We start from the raw sequence: 24,852 nt of genomic DNA on the forward strand, positions 1-24,852 counted from the left end.
GGCGTTGATGACGGAGGAGCGGCCGGCGGGCACACCGGTCCTGCGGAGGATGAACCGGGCGGCGGTGCTCAACGCGGTCCGGCGGCGCGCGCCGGAGCCCGTACGGGTGGCCGAACTCGCCCGGCTGACCGAGCTCACCCGCCCGACGGTCGCCCAGGCGGTGGAGGATCTGCTGGCCGCCGGCTGGTTGCGGCAGGTCGCACCGCAGCAGGCCACGGTGGGCAGACCGGCGACCCGGTTCTCGCTGAACGGCCGGGCGGCGCCCGTGCTCGCCCTGGACGTCGGCCCGCACACCGTGACGGCGGGGATCGCCGACCTGGCCGGTGAGCGCCTCGCGCTGATCCGCCGGCCGGTCGGCCGTCGTGGTGCTCGGCACCTGCTCGAGGCGGTCGACGAGGCGACGGGTGCGGCTCTGGCGGCGGCCGGCCTGGCCGCCGAGCAGATCGCGGCGGTCACCGCGGCGACCCCGGGCATCGTCGAGGTGGCCACCGGCCGGGTGCTGTTCGCCCCGAGTGTGCCGGGCTGGCCGGAGATCGACCTCGCCGGCCGCCTGCGCGCTCGTTTCAGGTGCGCGGTCACGGTGGAGAACGACGCGAACCTGGCCGCGCTGGCGGCCGTCCGGCAGCACACCGGCGCGGGCACCCTGCTCGCGGTTCAGTGGGGCGAGCGGCTCGGAGCCGGGGTCGTCATCGACGGGCGGCTGCACCGGGGCGCGGGCCAGGCCGGCGAGATCGGCTTCATCCGTCCGATCGGCGACCTCCCCGACCCGGCCGGGGACGGCCGCGGGCCGCTGGAGCGCGCGATCGGCGCCGAGGCGATCGTCGATCTCGCCCGCCGCCGCGCCGCGGGCCATCCGGAGTCCGGGCTCGCCCGCGCGACGGACGCGGCCGCCGTCTTCGCGGCCGCCGCCGACGGCGACCCGATGGCCGTGGAGGTCGTCGACCGGGTCGCCGCCGTCTTCGCCGAGGCGATCGCCCCCGCCGTCCTCGTGCTGTCGCCGCACGCGATCGTGATCGGCGGCGGCATCGCCCGCGCCGGCGCGGTCCTACTGGACGCCATCGCACGGCACCTTGCGGACCTGACCCTCACCCCACCGAGCGTGGAGCTGTCGGAGCTGGCCGAGGGCACCGTGCTCACGGGCGCGATCCAGCTGGCTCTGGACGAGGTGTGGCGCGACACCCTGGCCGGCTGCTGACCTCGCCGTCAGGACGACAGCGCCGCGCGCACCGCCTTGGCGCGTTCCTCGGTGAAGACCCCGGTGTCGAGCAGGTCGAGGATCGACAGGACGCGCCCGCCCGAGGCCCAGCTGCCGTCCTCGATCACCCGGAAGTTCACCCACCACGCCGGGGACGGGGCCGGCAGGCCGCACGCCTCGGCCAGCGCCGCCAGGATGCGTTCGATGGCCTCGGCGCGCACCTCGCGCCGCCAGTCGGCGTCCATGACCGCCACGTCGACGACCATCACGTCCTGCTCGGCGTCGGCGAGCAGGGTGCCGCCGATCGCCATCATGTCGGGTGCGCGCTCCACGAAGTGGACCTGGAAGCCCACCCTGGCGGCCGGCGCGAGCTGCCCGACCTCCGGCACCAGGACCGCGTCGGTCAGCGTCCGGGCCAGCGCGCGCCGCTGCTCGACGCTGAGCCGTCCCTGCGGCGCGGTCACCGTGATCACTGTCATCGTTTCCTCCTGTGACGGTCGTCCTCAAAGGGCGAAATAGGCCCGCAGCTCCGGGGGCAGGGTCGCGGGGTCGGGTTGGAAGATCTCCAGCAGGAGCCGGTCGGGGCCCTCGGCCATGGCGTAGCGGGCGGTGGGTTCGCGGCGGATGCCGGTGACCGAGACGCCCATGGCGCGCAGCCGTCCCACGACGGTTTCCCGCTCGTCGGTGGTGGGCGTGGTGCAGGTTGATCATGGTGTGGGCCCGTTTCCGGTCGGGAGCGGGTCGCGGGCCAGGACGAGTTTGGTGGTACGGGCGGCATAGGCCGTGGGGGCGTCGTCCCAGTCCGCGAGCAGGGTGATGACGCGTTCGGCGGGGAAGCCGGTGCGGTGGACGAACTCCAGGAGGTCGGGGAGAGAGGCGCGGGCGTGGGAGACGCCTACCCGGAGGGTGGTGTCGGTGGCGTACATGCGCATGAGGGGGACGCGGGTGCCGGTCGCCAGGTAGTAGCCCACCGCGGTGCACACGCCGCCGGGAGCCGTCGCGGCGAGCGCCCGGCGCAGGCCCGGGGCTCGTGAGGTGGCCTCGACGACGATGTCGTACGTGCCGCGGACGGGGCCGGACAGTGGACGGGCCTCGGCGCCGAAGGATTCGGCGATCTGGCGCCGCCCGGGGGCGTCGTCGAGGTAGTGGACGGTCGCGGCGCCGTGGGCGACGGCGAGCCCGGCGGCGTACAGACCGATGCTCTTGGCGCCGCCGCCGAGGATGAGCACCTTCGCGCCTTCGCGGCGGGCGAGCGGCGGGACGACCGTCCGCCAGGCGTCGGCGAGGTTGTCGCTGGCCGCGGCGACGCGGAGCGGCGGAACGCCGTCCGGGACGGGGACGAGCATGTGGTCGGCGTGGGGGACGCGGATCCGGTCGGTGACCATGCCGCCCCACGGGCCGCTGGCGGGGCCGAAGCCATAGGCGGCGAGGGTGCCGCGGGTGCCTCGGGTGGTGGTGGCGCATTTGGAGGTGAGCCCGGCCAGGCAGCGGGGGCAGGTGCCGCAGGAGACCGCCCAGGGGACGACGACGGTCTGGCCGATCCGGATCCGCCGCACCCCGGGCCCGACGGCGACGACTTCGGCGACGCACTCGTGACCGATCGGGAAGGGCCCCTGGAAGGGGATCTTCCCGCAGATGGAAGCCACGATCGGGTCCACCAGGCCGAGCGCCATCCCCGCCTGCAGCGCTCGTGAGACCGGCCGGTGGATCGGGAGAGTGTCGCCGTCGCAGCGGCCGGCCAGGAACGGGCGGACGACGGCGTCGCCCGGCTCGGCCGGTCGAGGGGTGGCACGTTCGCGCCAGGCGAGGCGGCCGCTGCGCAGGAAGACGAGTTCGCGCACGCTGCCGGGGGTCATCGCCGCGCTCGCGGACCGACCGCCGCGGCCTCACGCATCCGTGGCGTCCTTGGCCAGGCCGCTCTTGCGCCGGTCCGACAGCGCCCCCTCCGGGACGGTGACGTCGACGCGGAAGCGCGGCAGGTCGTCCTCGGCGGTGGTCTGCGCCCGCGCGGGCAGCTCGATCAGGTAGCTCCACGCCTGGGCGCGGAAGAACGCCGTGTCCGGGGCACCCTCCCAGCGCAGCAGCGCCCGCGCGAGCTCCCGCTGAACCTCTGCCCGGCCCTGGTCGGTCAGCGCCCCGGACGGGGCGGTGAGCTGGATCATCGGCATGAGACACCTCCTGGGAGGAGAAGTTATGACGGTCGTTATAACCGCTGCTCACGGTAGGCTATAACGCACGTCATAATCAACCTGGGGTACTACATGGCACAGCGGGAACCGCGGTCACGGGAGCGGATCATCTTCGGCGCGGCCGACCTGATCCGGCGGCGCGGCCTGGCCGGGAGCACGGTCCGGGATCTGGCCGCGCACTCCGGCGCGCCCCTCGGCTCCACCTACCACTACTTCCCGCGCGGCAAGCAGCAGCTGGCCGCCGAGGCGGTCCGCTTCGCCGGCGACCTGGTCACGCGGGTCCTGGAGCGGGAGCTTCGGGCCGGCCCGGCGGCCGGTCTGCGCGCGTTCCTGACCTTGTGGCGGCAGACCGTCCTCGACAGCGACTTCCGCGCCGGCTGCCCCGTCCTGGCCGTCGCGGTCGAAGAGCCCCCCGCTGACGGCCCTCCCGAGGCGATCGACGCGGCCGCCGAGGTGTTCGGCACGTGGGAACGGATGCTCGCCGCGTCACTGCGCGACCACGGCGCCGGCCAGGCCCAGGCCGCCCAGCTGGCCACCCTGATCGTGGCGGCGACGGAGGGCACGGTGGCGATGTGCCGCGCCCAACGCGACATCCGTCCCCTCGACGACGTCACCGCCCAGCTCGAAGCACTGGTCCGGCACGCGACCGGCGGCCCTTGTCACTCTGGCGAGCGAACGACCTACCGCGAGTGACGATAGTTCTGGGATGCTTCGCCCTGGTACGAGCACGTCGCGGTCACGGTGGAGGCGGACGCATTGCGGCTGAACGGAGACGAAGGACTTGGCGCGCGATTCCGGGTGGAGCGGGGGGCGACCGTCGCCGAGGGCAGGGCCGAGGTGCTGTTCGCCCATGACGAGGAGCTGGACCTCCCCGTCGTGCTCAAGCGCACCCATTCGGGTGAGGCCCGCGCTCTCGCCAAGCTCGTCCATCCCCACATCGTCACCGTCCACGACGTCCTGACCGTGGACGACGGTCCTCGGGCCGGCACCTGGCTGGTCATGGAGCGGGTGCCGGCCGGAAGCCTGTCGGGCAGGAGGTTCTCACCCCAGGAGGCGGCCCGCATCGGCGCGCAGATCGCCGACGCGCTGACGGCGCTGCACCGCAAAGGGCTGATCCATTGCGACGTGAAGCCCGCCAACATCGTCATGGACGCCGAGGGGTTGGCGAAACTGACCGACTTCGACGCCGCGCGGCGGATCGGCGGCGTGGAGACGATCTCGCCCGAGCGCCCGATCTCCTACACGCCCGACTACGCCGGACCCGAGCTCATCGGCGGCCGCCCGGACCCAGCCTCCGACGTGTTCTCGCTCGGCGCCACCGTCTACGCGCTGGTCGCCGGGAATCCCCCTCGCCCCTGGGCCCACGGCGAAGGCGTACCCGACGACGACCGGCGAACGGTGGGATGGGCGGCGCACCACGGCGTCATCGAGATGAGCGCGGACATCGGGCCGCTGCGCCCGGTGCTGACGGCGATGCTCCAGAGCGAGCCGGGCCGGCGGCCGGCCGCGGCCGGAGCCCGCGACGCGCTGCGCGACATCGCCGACCCGCCCTCGCTGTGGCGGCGGACCCGCGATGTCGCCAGGCGCCGGTGGCCGACGATCACCGCGGGGGCCGCCGCCCTGGCGCTGGCCGCGACCGGGACCGCCTGGCTCGCCGACCGCGACGATCGCCCCACCCCTCCCCCGCCGGTCTCGACACCCGGCTCGCCCCGCGAAAAGGCGGGGATCATCGTGTCCAAAGGCCCCTCGACGACCTATGGCAGTTGCCGGAAGAACTGCGCCTTCGTCGAGTTCCGGGCCACCGGCCTCAAGCCGAACACGAAGTACGTCTTCCGGCCGTACACCGACAACTGGGGGGCGTTCAACCCTGGAGCGACGCTCACCAGCGACGAGAACGGCGAGCAGCACACGGACGACCGGTTCCCGTGCAACGCGACCGGCCAGAAGGTGTGGATCGTCGCCGAAGGGCCGGACGGGGAACGAGTCGTGTCGAACAGGTTCACCTGGCCGGCCGGATGATCAGGGGGCGCTCAGCCCTCCTGCTCGGTGGGGCGCACCAGCAATTCGTTGATCGCGACGCGACGGGGCCTGGTCACGATGTAGCTGATCGCGTCGGCGATGTCCTCGGCCTGCATGCGCTCCACCGAGGAGAACCGCTGCTTGATCTGCTCCTGGATCTGCGGGCGGTTGTGGCCGGTCAGCTCGGTCTCCACCGCTCCCGGCTCGACCAGCGACACCCGGACGTGCCGCCCGGCGAACTCCTGACGCAGCGACTCGCTGAATGCCCCAACGCCGTGTTTGGTGAGGTTGTAGACCCCGCTGCCGCTGCGTGCCACCCGCCCGGCCACCGAGCTGATGTTCACCATGTCGGCCACCTGGCGGGGGCCGTCGGCGGCGGCCCGTACCAGGTAGGGCAGCGCGGCGTGCGCGCAGTAGAGCACGCCGAGCACGTTGACCTGCACCATGCGCTGCCACTCTTCGAGCGGCGCGTCGGCGGCCGGGCCGAGCAGCATCACCCCGGCATTGTTGACCAGGGTGTCCAGCCGTCCGAGCTCGGTCGCGGTGCGCTCCACGACCTCCTTGGCCTGCCGTTCGTCGCCGACGTCGGCCACGAGCGTCAGCGCGGTCCCGCCCTTGCCGCGGATCTGGTCGGCCAGCTCCTCCAGGCGATCGGCCCGCCTGGCCACCAGCGCCACGGTGGCTCCCTGGGCGGCCAGCGCCAGCCCGGTCGCGGCCCCGATGCCGCTCGACGCTCCCGTGATCAGCGCCACGGTGCCGTTCAGCCGATCCGCCATGGAAGCCCTCCGTCAGCCACGTTCGTGATTCACCTCGCAGATTACTCCGCCGCCCGCCGGACCCGATCTCGGGGCGGCGCGGCTCGTGTGAGGCCCCGGACCTGAGACGATGCAGGGCCTCACACCCGTCAGGACCGGTCGCGCTCCTCGACGAGCTGGAGGGCGACGTCGATGATCATGTCCTCCTGGCCGCCGACGTAGCCGGCCTCGCCGACCCGCTGCAGGATCTCGTGGGCCGGTACGCCGTACCGCTCGGCGGCGCGCTCGGCGTGCAGCAGGAAGCTGGAGTACACCCCCGCGTACCCCTGGGTGATCGCCGAGCGGTCGGCGAACGGCAGGCGGTTAAGGAACGGCTTGACCACGTCCTCGGCGGCGGCCAGCGCGCCCTGCACGTTCACCCCGGTCGGGATGCCGAGCCTTTCGAAGGTGGCGACCAGCACCTCGGTGGGCGAGTTGCCCGCCCCGGCCCCCAACGCGCACAGGGCGCCGTCGATCTGGCGGGCGCCGTTCTGGGTGGCCAGCACCGAGTTGGCGACGCCGAGCGAGAGGTTCTGGTGGCCGTGGAAGCCGACCTCCGCCTGGTGGCCGATCTCGCTGACCAGCGCGCTGACGCGGGCCTGGGCCTCGCCGAGCACGAGGGCTCCGGCCGAGTCGACCACGTAGACGCACTGCGCGCCGCCGTCCACCATGATCCGGGCCTGCGCGGCCAGCTCGGCCGGGCCGATGCGGTGCGACAGCATGAGGAAGCCCACCGTCTCCATGCCCAGCTCGCGGGCGGCGGCGAAGTGCTGCAGCGACACGTCGGCCTCGGTGCAGTGGGTGGCGATCCGGGCCACGGACGCCCCCGCGCCGTGGGCCTTGCGCAGGTCCTCGACCGTGCCGAGGCCGGGCAGCAGCAGGACGGCGATCTTCGCGCTCTCCGCCTCGTCCACGGCGGCGGCGACGAGCTTGATGTCGTCCTCCAGCGAGAACCCGTAGTTGAACGACGAGCCGCCCAGCCCGTCGCCGTGGGTGACCTCGATGACCTCCACCCCGGCGTCGTCCAGGGCGTGCACGACGCCGCGTACCTGCTCCTCGGTGAAGCGGTGGGCCATCGCGTGGCTGCCGTCGCGCAGGGTGGAGTCGGTGATCCTGATCTTGCCGGTCATGCGCCCACCTTCGCGAGTCGCTCGCCGACGCGGGCGGCCGCGGCGGTCATGATGTCGAGGTTGCCGGCCCACGGCGGCAGGTAGTCACCGTTGCCGCGGACCTCAAGGAAGACGGCGACGCGGGCCATGCCGTTCCAGATGTCGCGCGGCGGGTCGAACTGCGGCTCGGCCCGCAGGGTGTAGCCCGGCACGTACGCGGCCACCTCGGCCGCCATCGCCCGGACCGACGTGCCGATCGCGGCGGTGTCGGCGTCGGCGGGGATCGCGCAGAACACCGTGTCCCGCATGATCATCGGCGGGGTGACGGGGTTGAGGATGATGATCGCCTTGCCCTTGGCGGCGCCGCCGACCGTCTCGATGGCGCGCGCGGTGGTCTGGGTGAACTCGTCGATGTTGGCCCGCGTGCCCGGGCCGGCCGAGCGGGAGGCGATGGAGGCGACGATCTCGGCGTACGCCACCGGGACCACGCGGGAGACGGCGTGCACGATCGGGATCGTCGCCTGCCCGCCGCACGTGATCATGTTGAGATTGGGCGCGTCCGACAGCGTGTCCAGGTTGACCGGCGGGCACACGAACGGGCCCACGGCGGCGGGGGTGAGGTCGATCGCGGTGATCCCCGCCTCGGCGTAGCGGGGGGCGTTGGCCGCGTGCGCCTTGGCGGAGGTGGCCTCGAAGACCAGGTCGGGCAGGGTGTCCTGGGCCAGCAGCCAGTCCACGCCGCCCGCCGAGGCCTCGACGCCGAGCGAACGGGCCCGGGCCAGGCCGTCCGAGCCCGGATCCACGCCCACCATGGAGTGGACCTCGACGGCCTGGCTGCGCAGCAGCTTGACCAGCAGGTCGGTGCCGATGTTGCCGGGGCCGACGATGGCCGCCGTCAGTCTGCTCACGACGCCTGCCTGAAGTTCGCGGTGACCGAGCCGAGCCCGGCGAAGGTTGCCTTCACGATGTCCCCCCGCTCGACGGGGATGGCCGCGGTGACCGAGCCGGGCAGCACGACGTGCCCGGCCTCCAGCGCCACCTTGCGCTCGCCGAGGACGTTCGCCAGCCACACCAGCGCGTTCAGCGGAGATCCGAGTACGGCGCCGCCGGCGCCCGTCTGGACCAGCTCGCCGTTGCGGTGCAGCAGGCAGCCGGTCAGCGCCAGATCGGCGTCCGCGAGCGGCGTCGGACGGGTGCCGAGCACGAACCCGCCGCTGGAGGCGTTGTCGGCGATGGTGTCCGCCAGCGTGATCTTCCAGTCCGCGATACGCGAGTCGATGATCTCCAGGGCGGGCAGCACGAAGTCCACCGCGGCCGCCGCCGTCGCGGCCGTGACGCCCGGGCCCGCCAGCGGTCTCTTGAGGACGAAGGCGATCTCCGGCTCGATGCGCGGCTGCAGGAAGCGCGCGGCGTCGATGGGGGCGCCGTCCATGTACGCCATGCCGTCGAGCAGGTGACCGTAGTCGGGCTGGTCCACGCCGAGCTGGCGGCGCATCACCGCCGAGGTCAGGCCGACCTTGTGCCCCACGATCCGGGCGCCGCCCGCCTGCCACGCCTCCACCTGCGCGAGCTGGATCTCGTACGCATCAGAAACCGACATGTCCGCGTATGTCGTGGTGAGCGGCGCGATCGGGGTCCGCGTGGCGTACGCATCCAGCAGCCCGGTCACGGCGTCACCTGTGGAACGAGGGTCCATCGTGATCCTTCCGTTGTTCTCCCGGGCAGACCTTGCTGCTCGAAGGCGACGCCGGGCAAGCGAACCGTCCCGCCAGGCGGGCCGGGGGAACAACGGGCCGCGCGGCTTGTCGCGGCTTGTCGCGGCTTATCGTGGTGCGAGCGCGGTGAAGGCTTCGTCCAGGAGTTCGACGAGGTCGAGCCGGCCGTCGGACGCGGTCCAGTGGTCGACGGCGATGTTCAGGCAGTCGAGAGCGGCGGCCACCCGCACCGACAGGACCAGCTCCGTGGATCGAGGGGCGGCCGTTCGCTCGGCGAGGGCCCGGGCCAGCTCGGGCCACCAGCAGTGCTGCTTCTCCCGGTGGCGCGCACACAGCGCGGGGGTGTCCTTGATGAGGCGGGTCGTCGCGAGGGTGCCGGCGGGGTCCTGGTGATAGAGCTCGATGACGGCGTCCAGCGCTCGCCGCAGCGCCGTCCAGTCGTCCTCACCGGCAGGCCGGGCGCGCAGGGCGGCGGCGACCTTGTCGCCCTGGGCGTCGAGGGCGCTGACGACGGCGTCCTCCTTGGTGCCGAAGTAGCGCAGGAACGTGCTGCGGGAGACGCCGGCCGCCTCCGCCAGGTCGTTGATGGTGACCTTCTCGAAGCCCTCGCGCATGAACAGGTCGAAGGCCACCTGGGCCAGCTCGGCCCGTACGGCGGCCCGTGCGATGTCTCGCGTGCTCGTACGTGCTGCTTCGGTCACCCCGCGATCCTACCTCTTATTCGGACCTGGCTTGCAGAGACAGAACTGCATAGCTAATCTGACACTCAGTTTCACCTTCGGCGCACTGATTCAACACTGGAGACCTGACACCGTGACTCAGACTCTCGGCCTCATCGGCAGCGGCATGATCGGCGGCACGGTGGCCCGCCTCGCCGTCGCCGCCGGCATCGACGTCGTCCTCAGCAACTCGCGCGGGCCGGAATCTCTCGCCGACCTCGTCGCCGAGCTCGGCGAGCACGCGACCGCGGCCACGCCCGCCGAAGCCGCCCGCGCCGGCGACCTGGTGGTGGCCACCATCCCCTTGCACGCCTACGGCCGGCTCCCGGCCGCGGACCTGGCCGGCAAGACCGTCATCGACACGATGAACTACTATCCCGACCGCGACGGCGACATCCCGGAGCTGAGCGGCGGGACGCTGACCTCCACCGCCCTGGTGCAGCGGCACCTGGCCGGCGCCCACGTGGTCAAGGCGTTCAACAACATCGACTTCCACCGCCTGCTCACCCTCGCCCGCCCCGCCGGCGCCCCCGACCGCAGCGCCCTGCCGATCGCGGGTGACGACGAAGGCGCCAAGGCGCAGGTGGCGGGGCTCCTGGACGCGCTCGGCTACGACGCGGCGGACATCGGCGGCATCGCCGACAGCTGGCGCGTCCAGCCCGGCACCCCCGTCTACGTCCAGCCGTACTTCCCGTCGCAGCGGCCCGAGGGGCTGGACTTCGAAGAGTCGTACCGCTGGTTCGTGGACACCCCCGGAGTTCCGGTGCCCGCCGACCAGGTCAAGAAGCTGGCCGACCAGGCCGTCCTCTAGCGCTTCGTGCTGACGCGCGGCCCGTTGTACTCGGCGTCGGTGACGTGGTCCAGCCAGGCGGCGTCGTCGCCTTCCCACATCGCGAGATGGATCATGAACCGGTCCGGGGCGGCGCCGTGCCAGTGCTCCTCGCCCGGCGGCGTGTGGACGATGTCGCCGGGATGGGCCTCGATGATCTCGCCGCCGCGCGACTGGATCAGCGCGACGCCCTCGACGATGTAGAGCGTCTGGCCCAGGCCGTGCGAGTGCCAGGCGGTACGGGCGCCGGGGGCGAACCTGACCATGTTCGCCCGCGCGCGGGAGGGGTCCTCGCCGCGGTAGATCACGTCGGCCCAGGCGTCGCCGGTGAACCACTCGGCGGGCAGCTTGGCGGTCGGCGGCCGCTTCACGATCTTCATGGATGTCTCCGTCCGCGAGGTGTCAGACAGCCGTCCGGGTCGACGATGGCCTGCGCGCCTGACGGCTGCCTGTCCTGTGCCATGCGTGGTCGTCCTTTCGGCGGCTCAGCGGGTGGCCGCCGACGGGGAACGCGCCCCGGCAGCGGCTCATCGCCCATGAAACACCTGGTCAAGCGCGTGTGACAGGACCTGGTGTGACACGTACCCGCAGAACACCCTCTGCCGAGAGGTCAGGAATTCGTGACCTTGCGCAGTTGTTCCAGCGCGTCCGGATCGCTCAGCGCCGATCCCACGGCCACTCCCCTGCAGCCCGCGGCCAGGAAGGCGGCCGCGTTGCCCGCGTCGACACCTCCCGTGGCGACGAAACGGACGCCGGGGAACGGCGCGAGCTGCGCCTTTATCCAGTCGGGCCCGAGCTGCGCGGCGGGGAACGCCTTCAGCCAGGCGAAACCGTGACCGAGGGCGGTGGCGATCTCCGTGGAGGTGGCCACGCCCGGCAGGTGCGGCAGCCCGAGCCGCAGCGTCTCCGCCACGACCTCGGGGTGGAGTCCGGGCGCGACGGTGAAGGCGGCGCCCAGGTCACTGACGGCGGTCAGCTGCTCGGCCGTGGTGACCGTACCCGCTCCGACGCTCTTGCCGTTGGCCCGGGCGGCGTCCAGCGCCGCGCGCAGGGACGGCAGCGCGTCCGGCGTCTGCACGGGCACCTCGATGAGCTCGACCCCGAACGCCCAGGCGCGCTCGCACATGGCCACGGTGGCCACGGGGTCGAGGTGGCGGAAGATGCCCAGAATCGGGCATCTCCCGAGGTGTGTGTCGAAGAAGTCAGCGGCGTCCATAGCGGTCTCCTCCCCAGCCCAGACTCTTGGAGATCTCGTGGGCCGCGTCGCGCAGGTCGTCGACGTACGCGCGCAGCTGTTCCAGTGGTACGACCGCCCGCAGAGCGGTGATCGAGATGGCGTGCGTGACCTTGCCCCGGGCGTCGAAGACCGGCAGCGCCACGCAGTTGATGTAGTCCTCGTGCTCGCCGTCGTCCTCGGCCCAGCCTCGTTCCCTGGTCAGGGCCAGCTCGGCCGCGAGCGCCTCGGCGGTGGTGATCGTCGTGGGGGTGAAACGGGTGAACGTGATGCGCTCCATGACCCGCGCCCAGGTCGTGGCGTCCTGGTAGGCGAAGATGACCTTGGCGACGGCGGCGGTGTGCGGCTGGGCGGGCAGCCCGATGCGCGAGCCCATGGCCACGGTGCCCCGGCCGTCGATCTTGTCCACGTAGATGACCTGGTCCCCGGCCAGCTCTCCCAGGTGGACCGTCTGGCCGTAGCGCTCGCTCAGGCCGTGCAGGATCGGGTGCGCGAGCGAGCGGGCCTCGACCTGGTCCAGCGCGAGCTGGCCGAGCGCGATGAGCTGGAAGCCCATGCCGTACACGCCGCCGGGGACGCGCCGTACGAAACCGCCCTCCTCCAGCGTCTGCAGCAGGCGCAGCGCGGTTGACTTGTGCACGCCGAGGTGATCGGCGATCTCGCCGAGCGTGCGGTGACGTACGGAGACGAACCCGACGATGTCAATGGCCCGTGCGACGGTCTGCGACATGCTGGTGCGCTCCTTGTCCGAGCAGCGAGACGATCTCACCGGCGGGAGGAAGATCGGCCATGTCGGCCGGGGACGTCAGGACACGGGAAGCCGCGTAGTGTCCCAGCCGCAGGCGGGTGAGCTCGTCCCGGCCGTCGAGGAACCCGCTCAGCCAGCCGGCCGCGAAGGCGTCCCCCGCGCCGACGGCGTCGAGCACCTCGACCGGCGTCGACGGCGCTCGATGGACGCCCTCCGGGGTGAAGGCGACCGCCTCGATCGCGGCGTCCTTGACGATCAGGTACGGGGGCCGGTCGATGAGCCGGCGCACGCTCTCGGCGTCGGAGGTCCCCCACAGCGCCGCCGCCTCGTCGCGCCCGACGAAGACGATGTCGGCGCGCTGGGCGAGCTCCAGGAGCACGGCCGGGGCGTCGCCGTCCTTCCACAGGCTCGGCCGGTGGTTGACGTCGAAGCTGACCGTGGCCGGGCCGAGCGGCCGGTCGAACACGATGTGCCTGGTCAGCTCCAGGCACTGCGGGGAGATCGCCGCGGTGATGCCGGAGATGTGCGTGATCCTGGACGGCCGGGCGGCCCAGCCCGCGACCTCGGCCACGGTCATGGCCGAGGCGGCCGAGCCGCGCCGGTAGTAGTAGACGCGGGTGCCGGAGGCGGTCGGGTCCTTGAAGTACACGGCGGTGGGCCGCTCGTCGTCGCGGCGGACCAGATCGACGTCCACGCCGTGGCCGCGCAGCGCGTCGAGGACCAGGTCGCCGAGGGGGTCGCGGCCGACGGCGCTCGCCCAGGCCGTGGCGTGGCCGAGCCGGGCCAGCAGCGCGGCGACGTTCGACTCCGCGCCGCCGGGGCGCAGGATGAACGCGCTGTCCGCGTCGAGCCGGCCGCCCGCCGTCGGGGTGACCATGACCATGGTCTCGCCGATCGCGAGCACGTCTGCGGGTCTCATCGGCCGCTCACCCTCCGCAGGCGCCGGCGTCCGAGGACCTGCCCGTCCGAGGGTTCCGTGATCGGGCCGTCCTGCTGAGCGATCCGATCCACCGCCGCCCACGTGACCACGCGCATGAGAGCACTCCTTCATTGCAAATACCGCAACGCCTATGCTGCATTTGCAATATAGCGGATGGCCCCCTTCTCGAGCCGGCCGGGCCTGACACCCCTCAAGCGGCGCCGGGGTGGTCGAGCGCCTTAACGGCGGCCCCCTGGAGGTAGGCCCGGTAGGTGTCGAGCAGCGGGTCGCCGGTCCCGGCCATCCACGCGAGCAGATCCTGCCGCGCCGCGTCGAGGTCCTTCCGGCGATCCGGGTCGCCGGACAGGTCGGCCAGCGAATGCGGGTCGGCGTACAGGTCGTAGAGCTCCTCGGGCGCCCGGTGCCGGTAGAAACGGGCGCGCTCGGCGAGCCGCTCGTCGCCGGAGGCGGCGGCGAGCATCGCGGGCCAGGTGCGTCCCGTCATGTTCTCGGCCCGGTACTCCCGGGTGCCGTCGGACCACTCGTTCCAGATGTAGCCGAAGCGGTCGTCCTGCCGGCACCGCATCTCGTACCGGCCCTTCGCCGCCGTCTCGTGGAACACGGTGAACACCGCGTCCCGCCCGTCCTGGGGCTCCCCGCGCAGCAACGGGAGCAGGGTCCGCCCGTCCAGCCCGGCCGGTCCGGGCAGGCCCGCCGCCGCGCAGAACGTGGGGAACAGGTCGATCATCGACACGAACGCGGTGTTCTCGCGCCCGCCCGGGCGGGTCACCCCGGGCCAGCGGACGATCAGCGGGGTCCGGCTGCTCTGCAGGTAGCAGTTCGCCTTGGCGAACGGCACGGCGATCCCGTTGTCCGACAGGAACACCACCAGGGTGTCCCCCGCGGCGCCGCTCTCGTCCAGCGCGCGCAGCACCTCGGCGACCACGTCGTCGCAGCGGCGGGACGAGCTCAGGTACTCGCGGTACTCCCGCGCCACCTCCGGCAGGTCGGGGAGGAACCCGGGCACGCCTCCGACGTCGTCCGAGGGCCCGAAGACCTTCGACGGGGCCGGGTAGGAGGCCCGGGCCTCGGCCGGGAACCGGTCCAGCTCGTCCTGGCTGCCGGAGTACGGCCGGTGCGGGTCGTGCGCGTTGGCCATGAGGAACCAGGGCCGCCCCTGCGCGGCCGCCTCCTCCATGAACCGCCGCGACGCCTCGCCGTAGGCGCGCGGATCCCGTCCCATCCCCAGCTCGCGCATGCCGCGCGCGTAGTCCCAGCCGAACGCCTCCACCGGCTGCAGATGCTCCACCTTGCCGAGGATGCCCGATATGTACCCGGCCTCGCGCAGGACCCGGGTGAGCACCGGCACTCCGTCGGCGATCGGCTCGAAGCCCTGCGCGCCGTTGCGGTGCGGCCAGCGACCGGTCATGATCGCCGACCGGCTGGGCTGGCACACCGCGATGGCCACGTGCGCGCGCCCGAAGGTCATCCCCTCGGCGGCGAGCCGGTCCAGCGCGGGAGTCACCTCCGCCGGGCCGCCGAAGCAGCCCGGGGTGTCGCCGCCCATGTCGTCCGCGGTGATCAGCAGGATGTTCGGTGGCATGCGGTCTCCTCAGCGGCCGTTCACGTCATGGGTGGCGCGGACGGCCATCAGGAGCCCTTGCGGCCGGCCGCGGCGATTCTGCGTTCCCACGCGGCGTGCCGCTCGGGCGTCCAGGCGGCCTCCGTGGCGTGCCACGAGACCGGCGTGGCGCCGGTTGCGGTGGACAGCCGCTCCGCCAGGTCGTCCGCGAGGTGGGCGCGGTCGGTGGCGCGCAGGTGCTCCATGTAGCGGACCGGGTCGTTGTAGTAGGTCGGCCCGACCTGCAGCGTCGCCTGCATGGGGTCGGGCAGCGCGCCCGGCCGGCCCGCGTAGGTGTGCCACCATTCCGACAGGTGCGTACGCATCTGCGCCGCCAGCTCCGGCTCCTTCTCGATCAGGTCGGTGGTGAGGTGCGGGTCGGCGGTGACGTTGAAGAGCTGCTCCCACTCGGCACGGAAGCTGCCCGGATGGTAGGTCCGCATGTAGAGGTGGTCGCGGGTGCGGACCGCCCGCTGGTAGGTGTGGGCCCCGTGGCCGAGCACCAGGTACGGGCGCGACGGGATCTCGGACCCGCGTACCGCGTCGGCGAACGAGTCGCCCTGCCACCCGCCCGGGGCCGGGATGTCCAGCAGGTCGCAGAGCGTGGGGGCGAGGTCGATGTTGTACAGCAGGGCGTCGCAGCGGCGCGCGTCCTCGGGCAGGTCGTCGGTGACGCCCGGCCAGTAGACGACCAGCGGCACCCGGTGGACCGGCTCGTTGGCGTGCCCGTGCTCGGCGTAGGAGCCGTTCTCACCGAAGGACTCCCCGTGGTCGGCGCTCACGATGATCGCGGTCTCACCGGCGATGCCGAGCTCCTCCAGCGTGGCCAGCAGCTCGCCGAACAGGCTGTCCCAGTACATGATCGTGCCGTCGAACCCGTTGATGAGGTGCTCGAAGTCGGCTCGGGTGCGGATGGCCTCCGGCATGTTGTGCGGGACCGGGGAGCTGCGCGGCAGGACGGAATAGTGCAGGTCGAGGGCGCTGCGCGGCCCGTAGACCTCCGCGTGGCCGTCGATGGCCTCCTGGTCGGGCCAGGCCGGGGGCGGCCCGGAGGCGGCCGCCCGCTCGGTCCAGCCCGGCTCGGTCAGGTACGGCGTGTGCGGCTCCCAGTAGGTCAGGTGCAGGTACCAGTCGTCCTCGTGCGCGTGCCGGCGGATCCAGTCCAGCCCGACCCGGTTGATGTCGCGCCCGTCCTCGTCGTTGATCTCGTTGCTGGCCCGGATCGATTCGCGGAAGTTGCCCAGGAAGTAGTAGGCCCGGTGCCGCTCGGCGAACATCGACACGGCGGCCGTGTAGTAGCCGTGCTCGCCCAGCCGCTGGCCGAGCAGCGGGCGTTCGGGATGGTTGCCGTGGCCCGAGTCGAGGCGGTACCTGGCGGCCTCGCCGAAGTGCCCGACGACGCCGTTCGTGATGCCGAACTGCCCGCTGGTCAGCGCGGTGCGCGAGGGCAGGCAGGGCGAGTCGGAGCAGTAGTAACGCTCGAACACCACGCCCTTGTCTGCCAGGGCCTGCAGGTTCGGCGTGGTCGGCCGCTGGTAGCCGTAGGGCTGCGTGTGGTCGGCTCGGAGCGTGTCGACGTCGATGTAGATGACGCGCATGGAAACCCTTCGTGTGTCGGTCAGTCGAGATCGCGGGCGCAGCGGAAGCCGGTGTTGCCTCCGGAGGTGTCCGGCGTGTTGTGCGAGCGGGCGGCGACGCGGTAGCGGTTGCAGTAGGAGGCGTGGCAGAGGTACGAGCCGCCGCGCGTCACCCGGTCGGTGCCCGAGGGCGGACCGGCCGGGTTCCGCGGCTGCGCGGGGTGGTCCGTGCCCCACCAGTCGGCGCACCACTCCCAGACGTTGCCCGCCATGTTGTGCAGGCCGAAGTCGTTGGGCGGGAACGCGTGCGCCGGGGCGGTCCCCGCGTAGCCGTCCTCGGCCGTGTTCGTGGCCGGGAAGCGGCCCTGCCAGATGTTGGCCAGGTGCCGGCCCTCGGGGGTGAGCTCGTCGCCCCACGGGTAACGCCGCTGGTCGTGGCCGCCTCGGGCGGCGTACTCCCACTCCGCCTCGGTCGGCAGCCGCTTGCCGGCCCAGCGGGCGTAGGCGCCGGCGTCGTGCCAGGACACGTGGACGACCGGATGGTCGCCGCGGTCGTCCAGGCCGCTCCCCGGCCCCTCGGGATGGCGCCAGTCAGCCCCCCGGACGGCCGCCCACCACGGGGTGACCTCGGGCCGCGGCGAGATCCGGCGCAGGTCCCGGTTCAGGAAGCGGACGAAGACGTAGGACCAGCCGATCCGTTCGGCTTCCGTGACGTAGCCCGTCTCGGCCACGAATCCCGAAAAATCATCATTCGTTACTGCGCAGCGGTCGATGAGGAACGGCGAGAGCTCCACCGGGCGGACCGGGCCCTCACCATCGGAGGGGAAGCCCTCGGCGTCCTCGCTGCCCATCCGGAACCGCCCGCCGGGCAGCCGCACCATCCCGGCGTCGGAGCCGCGCCCCGCCCGCAGGGGCTGCGCCGCCGCCGTCGGCGCGCCGGACGGCGGGCGGCCCGGGGTGCAGCAACCGCTCATGCGCCCTCCTTCGTCGGTCGCATGGCGGCGGGCTGCCAGTCCGCGGTTTCTGCCGTCAACGCGGACGACGGGGCCAGCGCCGGCAGGACTCGGAGATTCGGACGGGAGCATGGACGGCTTTGTACGCCTGTGCGCATGGTGGAACTCCTCGTGAAGCCGGGGACGACGCCGCCTGCGCTTGCGTCGTCATGCCGACTGACGCGCCGGTCCACGCGGGACCGGCACCGGGGGGTGTTTCTGGAAGGTCAGGCCTTCGTGCTCGGGATCGCTTCGAGCCGCAGCAGACTCGTCTCGAAGAGCCCGCACATGTCGGTCGCGGGGTCGCGGAGCCATTGCAGCTGCAGGCCGTTCATCAGAGAGACCAGTTCGGCGGCCGTGGCGGCCGGATCGAGGGACGGGGACAGCCGCCCCTTCTCCTGGTCGGCGATGATCAGCCGGGCGATCCGGCCGCGGACTCGCTGGTTGCGCTGGTAGAAGAAGTCGTGGGCCGGGTGCGCCGGGTTGAGGCTCTCGGCCGACTGGACGGTGAACAGCCGGACGAGGCCGGGTTGGGTCTCGTTGCGGCGGCAGAACGCCATCAGCCATTCCCTGGTGGTAACCTCCACACCCTGGAACTGCGCTTCGACGTGCTGCTCGTCTTGGAGGTCGCGCTGCTGGAGCACCGCGAGGATGAGGGATTCCTTGCTGTCGAAGTGGTGCAGCAGCCCCGGCTGGGAGACTCCGACCTTCTGGGCCACGTCGGCCAGGCTCGTGCCCCGGAAGCCCGCGACGGCGAACGCGTCCGCGGCGACGGCGAGGATCTGCTCCCGTCGCGCGGCGGCCGGGCGGCGGACCCGGCCACTTTCCGCTCGTGCCATGCGTGCCTCCTCTTCGACGCCGACCGGCTCACTCGTCCGGTTACCACGGTGTGAATTACTCGCAACCTACCGAGTACTCGGTAAGTAAGGAAGCCCCTACTCGTCAGTAACTTACGACGTGGCGGCGACTTCCGTACGCAGTCGCGGCAGCGCCGCGTACCGGTTGCGGACGTGCGCGGCCTGCTCGGGGGTCTCCAGCACCTGCACGTAGTCCGGCCGGTCCAGGTGCGAGTCGTCGTAGTCCTCGTCGTCGAACGGCTCCAGCGGCCCCCACCCGCGATACCGCCACAAAGCCGTAAAGGCGACCCCCGGAACCGGGGGTCGCCATGGGCTGGGACTCCTACTTGAGGCTGTCCGGGACGCCGGACTTGTCGCCGAGGCCGACGAGGTAGTCCGCGTACTCCTTCACGTTGTCCTTCTTGACGAGCTTGCCCTGCAGCGTCTCGTCGACCTGCACCTGCTTGCCGCCCAGGACGTCGGAGGCCAGCGAGACCACCTTCTGCCCGAGCGCGAACGGCGACTCGGCGTTCGTGGCGTACATCTCGCCCGCCGCGACGGCGGCCAGCGCGTCGGCGATGCCGTCGTTGCCGACGACCTTGACCTTGCCCACCAGGTTGCGGGCCTTGAGCGCGGACAGCACGCCCATGGCCATCTCGTCGTTGGCCGCGTACACGCCGTCGATGTCGGGGTTGGCCTGCAGCACGTTCGTCATGACGTTCAGGGCCTTGGCCCGGTCGAAGTCGGCCGCCTGCGTGGCGACGACCTTGATGTCCTTGTGCGTGGCGATCTGCTGCTGGAAGCCCTTGCTGCGGTCCTGGGCCACGTTGGTGCCGAGGATGCCCTGGATCTCGACGACCTTGCCCTTGCCGCCGACGGCCTCGGCCAGCGCGTCGGCCGCGTTCTTGCCGGCCTGGACGGCGTCGTAGCCGACGAACGTGGCCAGCTTGCCGCCGGACGGCTTCCGGTCGAAGGCCATCACGGGGATGCTCGCCGAGTTCGCCTGGGTGACGGAACTGCTGGCCGACTGGCTGCCCACCGGGTCGAGGATGAGGATCCCGGTCTGCTTGGAGATGGCGGTCGTCGCCTGGTTGAGGAAGGTGGCGTCGGAGTTGTCGGCGTTCTGCACGTTCAGAGTGATGCCGCTCTTGGCGGCCTGGGCCTCGGCGCCGTCCTTCACGCTGATGAAGAACGGGTTGCCGAGCGTGCTCATGATGATCGTGGCGTCCTTCTTGCCGGACGCCTGGGAGGCGCCCGTGGTCGCCTCCTCGCCGCCCCGGCTGCAGGCGGTGAGGGAGACGGCGGCCAGGATCGCGACGGCGACGAGTTTGCGGGGAGTGCGCATGGATCTTTCCTTTAGATGTGCTGGGCGAGTTCTGGGGTACGGACGGGGGATTCGGCCCTGCGTGGCACGAGCCTGCGCAGGATGTCCACGTTGCGGTCGAGGAAGACGGCCAGGAGGATGACCAGGCCCTTCACCACGTCCTGCAGGAACGGGGAGACGTCGAGCAGGTTCATGCCGTTGTCGATGACGCCGAGCACGAGCGCCCCGACGAGGGTGCCGAGCAGGGTGCCGCGACCGCCGGCCAGGCTGGTGCCGCCGATGATGACGGCCGCGATGGCGTCCAGCTCCAGGCCGGCGCCGGCGGTCGGCTGGGCCGTGGACAGCCGGGCGGTGATGATGAACCCGGCCAGGGACGCCAGCACGCCGCTGATGACGAAGGCGAGGATCTTGACGCGGTGCACCCTGATGCCGGACAGCCGGGCGGCCTCGACGTTGTCGCCGGTGGCGTAGACGTAGCGGCCGAAGCGGGTGCGGGCCAGGACGTACCCGAAGATCCCGAACGCCACCAGCATGATCCACACCGGCACCGGCACGCCCGCGAACCGAGCCTGCCCGATCCCCTGGAAGTCGTAGTCCGTCACCGGGATCGGGTTGCCCGAGGTGATATGCAGGGTGAGCCCCGCGAACACCGACATCGTGGCCAGCGTCGCGATGAACGACGGCATCCTGGTCCTGGTCACGAGCAGGCCGTTGACCAGCCCGATGGCCGCGCCGGTCGCCAGGCCCGCGGCCAGCGCGGGGATCAGCCCGTACGGGCCGAGCGTCAGGGCGGTGACGACGGCGGAGAAGCCGAGCGCCGAGCCCACGGACAGGTCGATCTCGGCAAGGATGATCACATAGGTCTGCCCGGCCGCGAGCAGCGCGGCCACGGAGGTCGCGAGCGCGACGTTGAGCAGGTTCGTCGGGGTGAGGAAGACCGGCGAGGCCACCGAGAGGACGATCCCTACCAGGAGGAGCATCCACACCGCGCGCAGCCGGCCCGCGACGGTCTTGAGCTTCGAGGTCATGCGGCACCTACCAGTGCGTGCTTGAGGATGGACTGCTCGTCGAGGTCGTCGCCGGTCAGCTCGGCGACGAGCCGTCCCTCGCGCATCACGACCACGCGGTCGGACATGGCGACGAGTTCCGGCAGGTCGGAGCTCACGAGCAGGACGGCGACGCCGTCCGCGGTGAGCTGGTTGATGATCCGGTAGATCTCGGTCTTGGCCCCGACGTCCACGCCGCGGGTCGGCTCGTCCATGAGCAGCACCCGCGGCCGGGTCATCACCCACTTGGCGAACAGGGCCTTCTGCTGGTTGCCGCCGGACAGCGAGCTGACCGCGATCGACGGTGAGGCGGCGCGCACCCGCAGCTCCGAGATGACCGCGCCGGTGGCGGCGCGCTCCTTGCCACGCCGGACGACTCCGCTCCCGGAGCTGAAGTCGCGCAGCGAGGCCAGCGACACGTTCGCCTCGACCGACTGGCCCATGCACAGGCCCTCCGCCTGCCGGTCGGGCGACAGGTAGGCGATCCGGCTGCCGATCGCGTCCTGGACGCTCGCGACGCGTACGCCGGAGCCGTCCACGAGCACGGACCCGCCGGTCATCGGCTGCAGGCCGAACAGCGCGCGCAGCAGGTCGCTGCGCCCGCAGCCGACCACGCCGCCGATGCCGACCACCTCGCCGGCCCTGACCTGGAGGTCGATGTCGTGGAAGCGGGTGCCGCCACCGCCGCGCACCTCCAGCACGACCTCGTCCCCGGCGTTGCGGTCCTTGGGGTAGAAGTCGTCCACGGCGTCGCCGACCATCGCGGTGACGACCTCGGACGGGGTGAGCCGCTCGGTGGGGGCGTCGATCGTGACCCGGCCGTCGCGCAGCACGACGATGCGGTCCGACAGGGCGAAGACCTCGTCCAGCCGGTGGCTGATGTAGATCACCGAGACGCCGGCCTCGCGCAGCCGGTTCACCTGGGCGAAGAGCTGCTCGGACTCCTGCTCGTCGAGCGCCGCGGTCGGCTCGTCGAGGATGATCAGCCGCAGCTCGTGCGTCATCGCCTTGGCGATCTCGAGCATCTGCCGCTCGGCCACGCTCAGCTCGCTGACCTGGCGATGCACGTCGATCTCCATGCCGAGGCGGCGCAGCGCCTGCCTGGCCTCGGCGGCCATGCGCTGCTTGGAGACGAACAGGCGGCCGAAGACGCGCTCGCGGTCCAGCACGTACATGTTCTCGGCCACGCTGAGGTGCGGGAACAGGTTCTGCTGGAACTCCTGGTAGATGACCTCGATGCCCTGCGCCATCGCGGCCTGCGGGTCCTTGAGCACCGTCGCGGTCCCGTCGATCAGCAGCCGTCCCGAGTCGGGCTGGTGCGCGCCGGAGATCACCCGGGTGAGCGTGGACTTGCCCGCCCCGTTCTCCCCGACGAGCGCCACGACCTCGCCGGGACCGACGTCGAAGCTGACGCCGCGCAGAACGCTGTTGTCGCCGAAGGACTTGCGCACATCGGCCAACTGGAGATGCATGCCAGGCTCCCGATCAGTACACGACGCCCGCGGTGAGCAGGACGTTGGCGTACGGGGTGAACTCGCCGGAGCGCACGGCCGCCCTGGCTCCGGCGGTGGCCTGCTTGAACTCGGTGTGCGGCAGGAACTCCAGCGTCAGGCCGAGCCGGTCGAAGCGCTCCTCGATCGCGGCCAGCATGTCCGGACTGTGCTGCTTGATCTCCTCGGACAGCCGCACGCCCTCCACGGCCACCTCGTCGAGCACCGCGTCCAGCAGGTCGAGGAAACGCGGCAGGTTCTCCCTGACGGCCAGGTCCACGCGTTCCACCTCCCTCGGGATGGGCAGTCCCGCGTCGGTGACCACGATCGTGTCCGTGTGGCCGAGCTCGGAGATCACGCGGGCGAGTTGGGCGTTGAGCGTTCCTTGGTTGCGCCTCATCGGGTGGCTCCTTCCATGGAGGTGTTGACCATTGGCTCGACCTCGTCCCTGCCGGGGAGCGAGGGGCTGGCTCCCGCCTTGGTGGTGGCCAGGGCGCCGGCCGCCATGCCGTACTGGATGGCGGTGTCCACGTCGAGGCCGGCGGCGAGGGCGCCGCCGAAGAAGCCGGTGAACGCGTCGCCGGCCGCCGTGGTGTCCACGGGCGTCACGGCGTACGCGGGGAAGTGGCGGGTGCGTTCCTTCGTGACCGACAGGGCGCCGCCCGCGCCGAGGGTGATGATCGCGTGGCTCACGCCGCGCTCCAGGAACCAGGCCGCCGCGCGCTCCGCCGACTCCAGGTCCGTGACCTGGACGCCGGTCAGCACGGTGGCCTCGCTCTCGTTCGGGGTCACGATGTCGAGGTACGGCCACACGTCGTCCGGCAGCTCCTGGGCGGGCGCCGGGTCCAGGACCACGGTCAGCCCGGCCGCCGCGCCCTCCCGCGCCGCGTGGCAGGCGACCTCCGTCCGGATCTCGAGCTGGAGCAGCAGGACGCCGACCCGATCGCGGACGCGCTCGATGCTCTCCGTGACCATCGCCTCGTCGAGGGAGGCGTTGGCGAGCGGCGTGATGACGATGTCGTTCTCGCCCGAGGCGTCCACGCGGATGTGGGCGACGCCCGTACGGCCCTCGACCGTGCGGACCTCGGTGAGCGTGACGCCGTGCGTCTCCAGGCCGGACAGCACGATGTCGCGGAACGGGTCCTGGCCCACGCAGGCGGCCATCCAGGTCGGCGCGCCCGAGTGGGCCGCGGCCACGGCCTGGTTCGCGCCCTTACCGCCGAGCACGAGGGTGAAGTCGTCGCCGAGCACGGTCTCACCGCGCCGCGGCAGCCGCCGGCTGAACGCCGTGACGTCCGCGGTGATGCTCCCGACGACGAGAACACCGGTGGGTTCCATGGGGGTTCCTCCAGATTCGGGGATGGGTGAGCCGAGGGCACGGCCCATGCGCCGTGTCCTTGCGGGTGCGGGGTCGATCAGATCCCGGCGGGGTGCCAGACCGTCTTGGTCTCCATGAACGTGGTCATGCGTCTCGTCCCGTGGTCCTCCGCCGCGGTGAGCACGCGTTTGAAGTTCTCGGCCGCGGCCTGTTCGCAGGCCTGCTTCAGCTCGGGGGCCGCCACGCCGGTGAGGTCGAGCCCGTTGACGTCCATGTGCGCCGCCAGCCACGGGGCCAGCTCGGACTGGTGCCCGGTGAGGATGTTCACGACGCCGCCCGGCAGATCGGAGGTGGCCAGCACTTCGGCGAACGTGATCGCGGGCAGCGGCGCCCGCTCCGGGGCGACCACGACGCAGGTGTTGCCGGTGACGATCACGGGTGCGACGGCGGTGACGAGGCCGAGGAGGGGCTCGGCGGGCGCGATGACCGCGACCACCCCGGCCGGTTCCGGCGAGGACAGGTTGAAGTACGGGCCCGCGACCGGGTTGGCCGTCCCACGCACGGCGGCGATCTTGTCGGACCAGCCCGCGTACCAGACGAGCCGGTCGACGGCGGTGTCCACCTGCTCCAGCGCCTGCTTGCGCGGGCCGCCGAGCTCGTCGGCGAACTGGGCGCGGCGGCCCTCCAGCATCTCGGCGACCCGGTAGAGGATCTGGCCCCGGTTGTAGGCGGTGGCGCCCGACCAGCCGGGGAACGCCTTGCGGGCGGCCACCACGGCGTCGCGGGCGTCCTTGCGCGAGGCCCTGGCGGCGTGCTCCGTTCGCGTCACGGGGTAGGACCTCCCGCTCTCCGAGCGCGGGAACGCTCCACCGATGAAGAGCTTGTACGTTTTGCGCACGGTCACTCGTCGATCAGACATCGAGGTATGCCTCCAATCCGTGCAGACCGCGCTCACACATTGAGGTAGGCCTCCAATCCGTGCAGACCGCCTTCGCGGCCGTAACCGGACTCCTTGTAACCGCCGAACGGCGAGGCCGGATCGAACTTGTTGAACGTGTTGGCCCACACCACCCCCGCCCGCAGCCGGTCAGCCATCCACAGGATCCGCGACCCCTTCTCCGTCCAGATCCCCGCCGACAACCCATACGGCGTGTTGTTGGCCTTCTCCACCGCCTCAG

General features: G+C 71.9%; 29 protein-coding genes. 4 read left to right on the forward strand and 25 right to left on the reverse strand.

What is annotated here, in order from left to right; genetic code table 11:
- The first annotated feature begins 7 nt into the window (after nt 1–7).
- The gene (locus ACWDRB_RS49400; RefSeq protein ID WP_449906560.1) at nt 8–1,195 is read left to right on the forward strand and encodes an ROK family protein; all 1,188 of its coding nucleotides are present in this window, start codon (nt 8–10) and stop codon (nt 1,193–1,195) included.
- A gap of 8 nt (nt 1,196–1,203) precedes the next feature.
- Here the strand turns inward: ACWDRB_RS49400 and ACWDRB_RS49405 are convergent, their stop codons facing one another.
- From ACWDRB_RS49405 to ACWDRB_RS49420, 4 genes are read right to left on the reverse strand one after another with little or no spacing between them, the layout of a single operon-like run.
- Nucleotides 1,204–1,674: a tautomerase family protein gene (locus ACWDRB_RS49405; RefSeq protein ID WP_449906563.1), complete on the reverse strand. Its 471-nt coding sequence runs from the start codon at nt 1,672–1,674 to the stop codon at nt 1,204–1,206.
- Between the two features lie 24 nt (nt 1,675–1,698).
- Nucleotides 1,699–1,860 carry a hypothetical protein gene (locus ACWDRB_RS49410; protein ID WP_449906566.1) on the reverse strand — a complete coding sequence of 54 codons (162 nt, stop codon included), beginning with the start codon at nt 1,858–1,860 and terminating at the stop codon, nt 1,699–1,701.
- A 42-nt stretch (nt 1,861–1,902) separates the two neighbouring features.
- Nucleotides 1,903–3,051, reverse strand: a complete 1,149-nt coding sequence (locus ACWDRB_RS49415; RefSeq protein ID WP_449906569.1) for a zinc-dependent alcohol dehydrogenase — start codon at nt 3,049–3,051, stop codon at nt 1,903–1,905.
- 30 nt (nt 3,052–3,081) lie between these two features.
- Nucleotides 3,082–3,363, reverse strand: a complete 282-nt coding sequence (locus tag ACWDRB_RS49420) for a hypothetical protein (RefSeq protein ID WP_449906572.1) — start codon at nt 3,361–3,363, stop codon at nt 3,082–3,084.
- A gap of 93 nt (nt 3,364–3,456) precedes the next feature.
- Here ACWDRB_RS49420 and ACWDRB_RS49425 point away from each other — a divergent pair, with 93 nt between their 5' ends.
- Both ACWDRB_RS49425 and ACWDRB_RS49430 read left to right on the forward strand, forming a co-directional pair.
- A complete protein-coding gene (locus ACWDRB_RS49425) occupies nt 3,457–4,077 on the forward strand; it encodes a TetR/AcrR family transcriptional regulator (protein ID WP_363974990.1) in 621 nt (206 codons plus the stop codon).
- 63 nt (nt 4,078–4,140) lie between these two features.
- Entirely contained in the window at nt 4,141–5,403 is a 1,263-nt protein-coding gene (locus ACWDRB_RS49430; protein WP_449906575.1) for a serine/threonine-protein kinase, read from the forward strand.
- Between the two features lie 11 nt (nt 5,404–5,414).
- Here ACWDRB_RS49430 and ACWDRB_RS49435 read toward each other — a convergent pair whose 3' ends face one another.
- The 5 genes from ACWDRB_RS49435 to ACWDRB_RS49455 form a co-directional block, all read right to left on the reverse strand.
- Complete coding sequence (locus ACWDRB_RS49435) at nt 5,415–6,179, reverse strand: SDR family NAD(P)-dependent oxidoreductase (protein ID WP_449906578.1); 765 nt, start codon at nt 6,177–6,179, stop codon at nt 5,415–5,417.
- Nucleotides 6,180–6,307: 128 nt separating this feature from the next.
- Nucleotides 6,308–7,327: a 4-hydroxy-2-oxovalerate aldolase gene (gene dmpG / locus ACWDRB_RS49440; protein ID WP_449906581.1), complete on the reverse strand. Its 1,020-nt coding sequence runs from the start codon at nt 7,325–7,327 to the stop codon at nt 6,308–6,310.
- The gene (locus tag ACWDRB_RS49445; RefSeq protein WP_449906584.1) at nt 7,324–8,214 is read right to left on the reverse strand and encodes an acetaldehyde dehydrogenase (acetylating); all 891 of its coding nucleotides are present in this window, start codon (nt 8,212–8,214) and stop codon (nt 7,324–7,326) included. Before ACWDRB_RS49445 ends, dmpG begins: the two co-directional genes overlap by 4 nt.
- Complete coding sequence (locus ACWDRB_RS49450; RefSeq protein ID WP_449906587.1) at nt 8,211–9,002, reverse strand: 2-keto-4-pentenoate hydratase; 792 nt, start codon at nt 9,000–9,002, stop codon at nt 8,211–8,213. Before ACWDRB_RS49450 ends, ACWDRB_RS49445 begins: the two co-directional genes overlap by 4 nt.
- Nucleotides 9,003–9,128: 126 nt before the next feature.
- Nucleotides 9,129–9,722, reverse strand: coding sequence for a TetR/AcrR family transcriptional regulator (locus tag ACWDRB_RS49455; protein WP_449906589.1), 594 nt, complete (start codon nt 9,720–9,722; stop codon nt 9,129–9,131).
- A gap of 112 nt (nt 9,723–9,834) precedes the next feature.
- Here ACWDRB_RS49455 and ACWDRB_RS49460 point away from each other — a divergent pair, with 112 nt between their 5' ends.
- On the forward strand, nt 9,835–10,551 hold the full coding sequence (locus tag ACWDRB_RS49460) for an NADPH-dependent F420 reductase (protein ID WP_449906592.1): 717 nt from the start codon (nt 9,835–9,837) through the stop codon (nt 10,549–10,551).
- Here ACWDRB_RS49460 and ACWDRB_RS49465 read toward each other — a convergent pair.
- The 16 genes from ACWDRB_RS49465 to ACWDRB_RS49540 all read right to left on the reverse strand — a co-directional run.
- Entirely contained in the window at nt 10,548–10,949 is a 402-nt protein-coding gene (locus ACWDRB_RS49465) for a (R)-mandelonitrile lyase (protein WP_449906595.1), read from the reverse strand. The genes ACWDRB_RS49460 and ACWDRB_RS49465 overlap by 4 nt on opposite strands.
- Before the next feature lie 230 nt (nt 10,950–11,179).
- Complete coding sequence (locus ACWDRB_RS49470) at nt 11,180–11,785, reverse strand: bifunctional 4-hydroxy-2-oxoglutarate aldolase/2-dehydro-3-deoxy-phosphogluconate aldolase (protein WP_449906598.1); 606 nt, start codon at nt 11,783–11,785, stop codon at nt 11,180–11,182.
- The gene (locus ACWDRB_RS49475; RefSeq protein ID WP_449906601.1) at nt 11,772–12,533 is read right to left on the reverse strand and encodes an IclR family transcriptional regulator; all 762 of its coding nucleotides are present in this window, start codon (nt 12,531–12,533) and stop codon (nt 11,772–11,774) included. The genes ACWDRB_RS49470 and ACWDRB_RS49475 overlap by 14 nt, the downstream gene beginning before the upstream one ends.
- Nucleotides 12,505–13,470: a sugar kinase gene (locus ACWDRB_RS49480; RefSeq protein WP_350735793.1), complete on the reverse strand. Its 966-nt coding sequence runs from the start codon at nt 13,468–13,470 to the stop codon at nt 12,505–12,507. Before ACWDRB_RS49480 ends, ACWDRB_RS49475 begins: the two co-directional genes overlap by 29 nt.
- 211 nt (nt 13,471–13,681) lie before the next feature.
- Entirely contained in the window at nt 13,682–15,073 is a 1,392-nt protein-coding gene (locus ACWDRB_RS49485; protein WP_449906605.1) for a sulfatase family protein, read from the reverse strand.
- 47 nt (nt 15,074–15,120) lie between these two features.
- Nucleotides 15,121–16,689: a sulfatase family protein gene (locus ACWDRB_RS49490; RefSeq protein ID WP_449906608.1), complete on the reverse strand. Its 1,569-nt coding sequence runs from the start codon at nt 16,687–16,689 to the stop codon at nt 15,121–15,123.
- Between the two features lie 20 nt (nt 16,690–16,709).
- Nucleotides 16,710–17,642: a formylglycine-generating enzyme family protein gene (locus ACWDRB_RS49495; RefSeq protein WP_449906611.1), complete on the reverse strand. Its 933-nt coding sequence runs from the start codon at nt 17,640–17,642 to the stop codon at nt 16,710–16,712.
- A 245-nt stretch (nt 17,643–17,887) separates the two neighbouring features.
- Nucleotides 17,888–18,499 carry a TetR/AcrR family transcriptional regulator gene (locus ACWDRB_RS49500; RefSeq protein ID WP_449906614.1) on the reverse strand — a complete coding sequence of 204 codons (612 nt, stop codon included), beginning with the start codon at nt 18,497–18,499 and terminating at the stop codon, nt 17,888–17,890.
- 111 nt (nt 18,500–18,610) lie between these two features.
- On the reverse strand, nt 18,611–18,790 hold the full coding sequence (locus ACWDRB_RS49505; RefSeq protein ID WP_449906617.1) for a hypothetical protein: 180 nt from the start codon (nt 18,788–18,790) through the stop codon (nt 18,611–18,613).
- A gap of 49 nt (nt 18,791–18,839) precedes the next feature.
- Nucleotides 18,840–19,841: a substrate-binding domain-containing protein gene (locus ACWDRB_RS49510; protein WP_449906620.1), complete on the reverse strand. Its 1,002-nt coding sequence runs from the start codon at nt 19,839–19,841 to the stop codon at nt 18,840–18,842.
- An 11-nt stretch (nt 19,842–19,852) separates the two neighbouring features.
- Nucleotides 19,853–20,848 carry an ABC transporter permease gene (locus ACWDRB_RS49515; protein ID WP_350735823.1) on the reverse strand — a complete coding sequence of 332 codons (996 nt, stop codon included), beginning with the start codon at nt 20,846–20,848 and terminating at the stop codon, nt 19,853–19,855.
- Complete coding sequence (locus tag ACWDRB_RS49520; RefSeq protein ID WP_449906624.1) at nt 20,845–22,338, reverse strand: sugar ABC transporter ATP-binding protein; 1,494 nt, start codon at nt 22,336–22,338, stop codon at nt 20,845–20,847. Before ACWDRB_RS49520 ends, ACWDRB_RS49515 begins: the two co-directional genes overlap by 4 nt.
- Before the next feature lie 13 nt (nt 22,339–22,351).
- On the reverse strand, nt 22,352–22,756 hold the full coding sequence (gene rbsD / locus ACWDRB_RS49525) for a D-ribose pyranase (protein ID WP_350735829.1): 405 nt from the start codon (nt 22,754–22,756) through the stop codon (nt 22,352–22,354).
- Nucleotides 22,753–23,694: a ribokinase gene (locus ACWDRB_RS49530; protein WP_350735832.1), complete on the reverse strand. Its 942-nt coding sequence runs from the start codon at nt 23,692–23,694 to the stop codon at nt 22,753–22,755. Before ACWDRB_RS49530 ends, rbsD begins: the two co-directional genes overlap by 4 nt.
- A gap of 77 nt (nt 23,695–23,771) precedes the next feature.
- Nucleotides 23,772–24,593, reverse strand: a complete 822-nt coding sequence (locus tag ACWDRB_RS49535) for an aldehyde dehydrogenase family protein (RefSeq protein ID WP_449906628.1) — start codon at nt 24,591–24,593, stop codon at nt 23,772–23,774.
- A gap of 32 nt (nt 24,594–24,625) precedes the next feature.
- A partial coding sequence (locus ACWDRB_RS49540; RefSeq protein ID WP_449906631.1) for an aldehyde dehydrogenase family protein occupies nt 24,626–24,852 on the reverse strand: 227 nt, incomplete at its 5' end.

This window comes from Nonomuraea sp. NPDC003707, assembly GCF_053587055.1.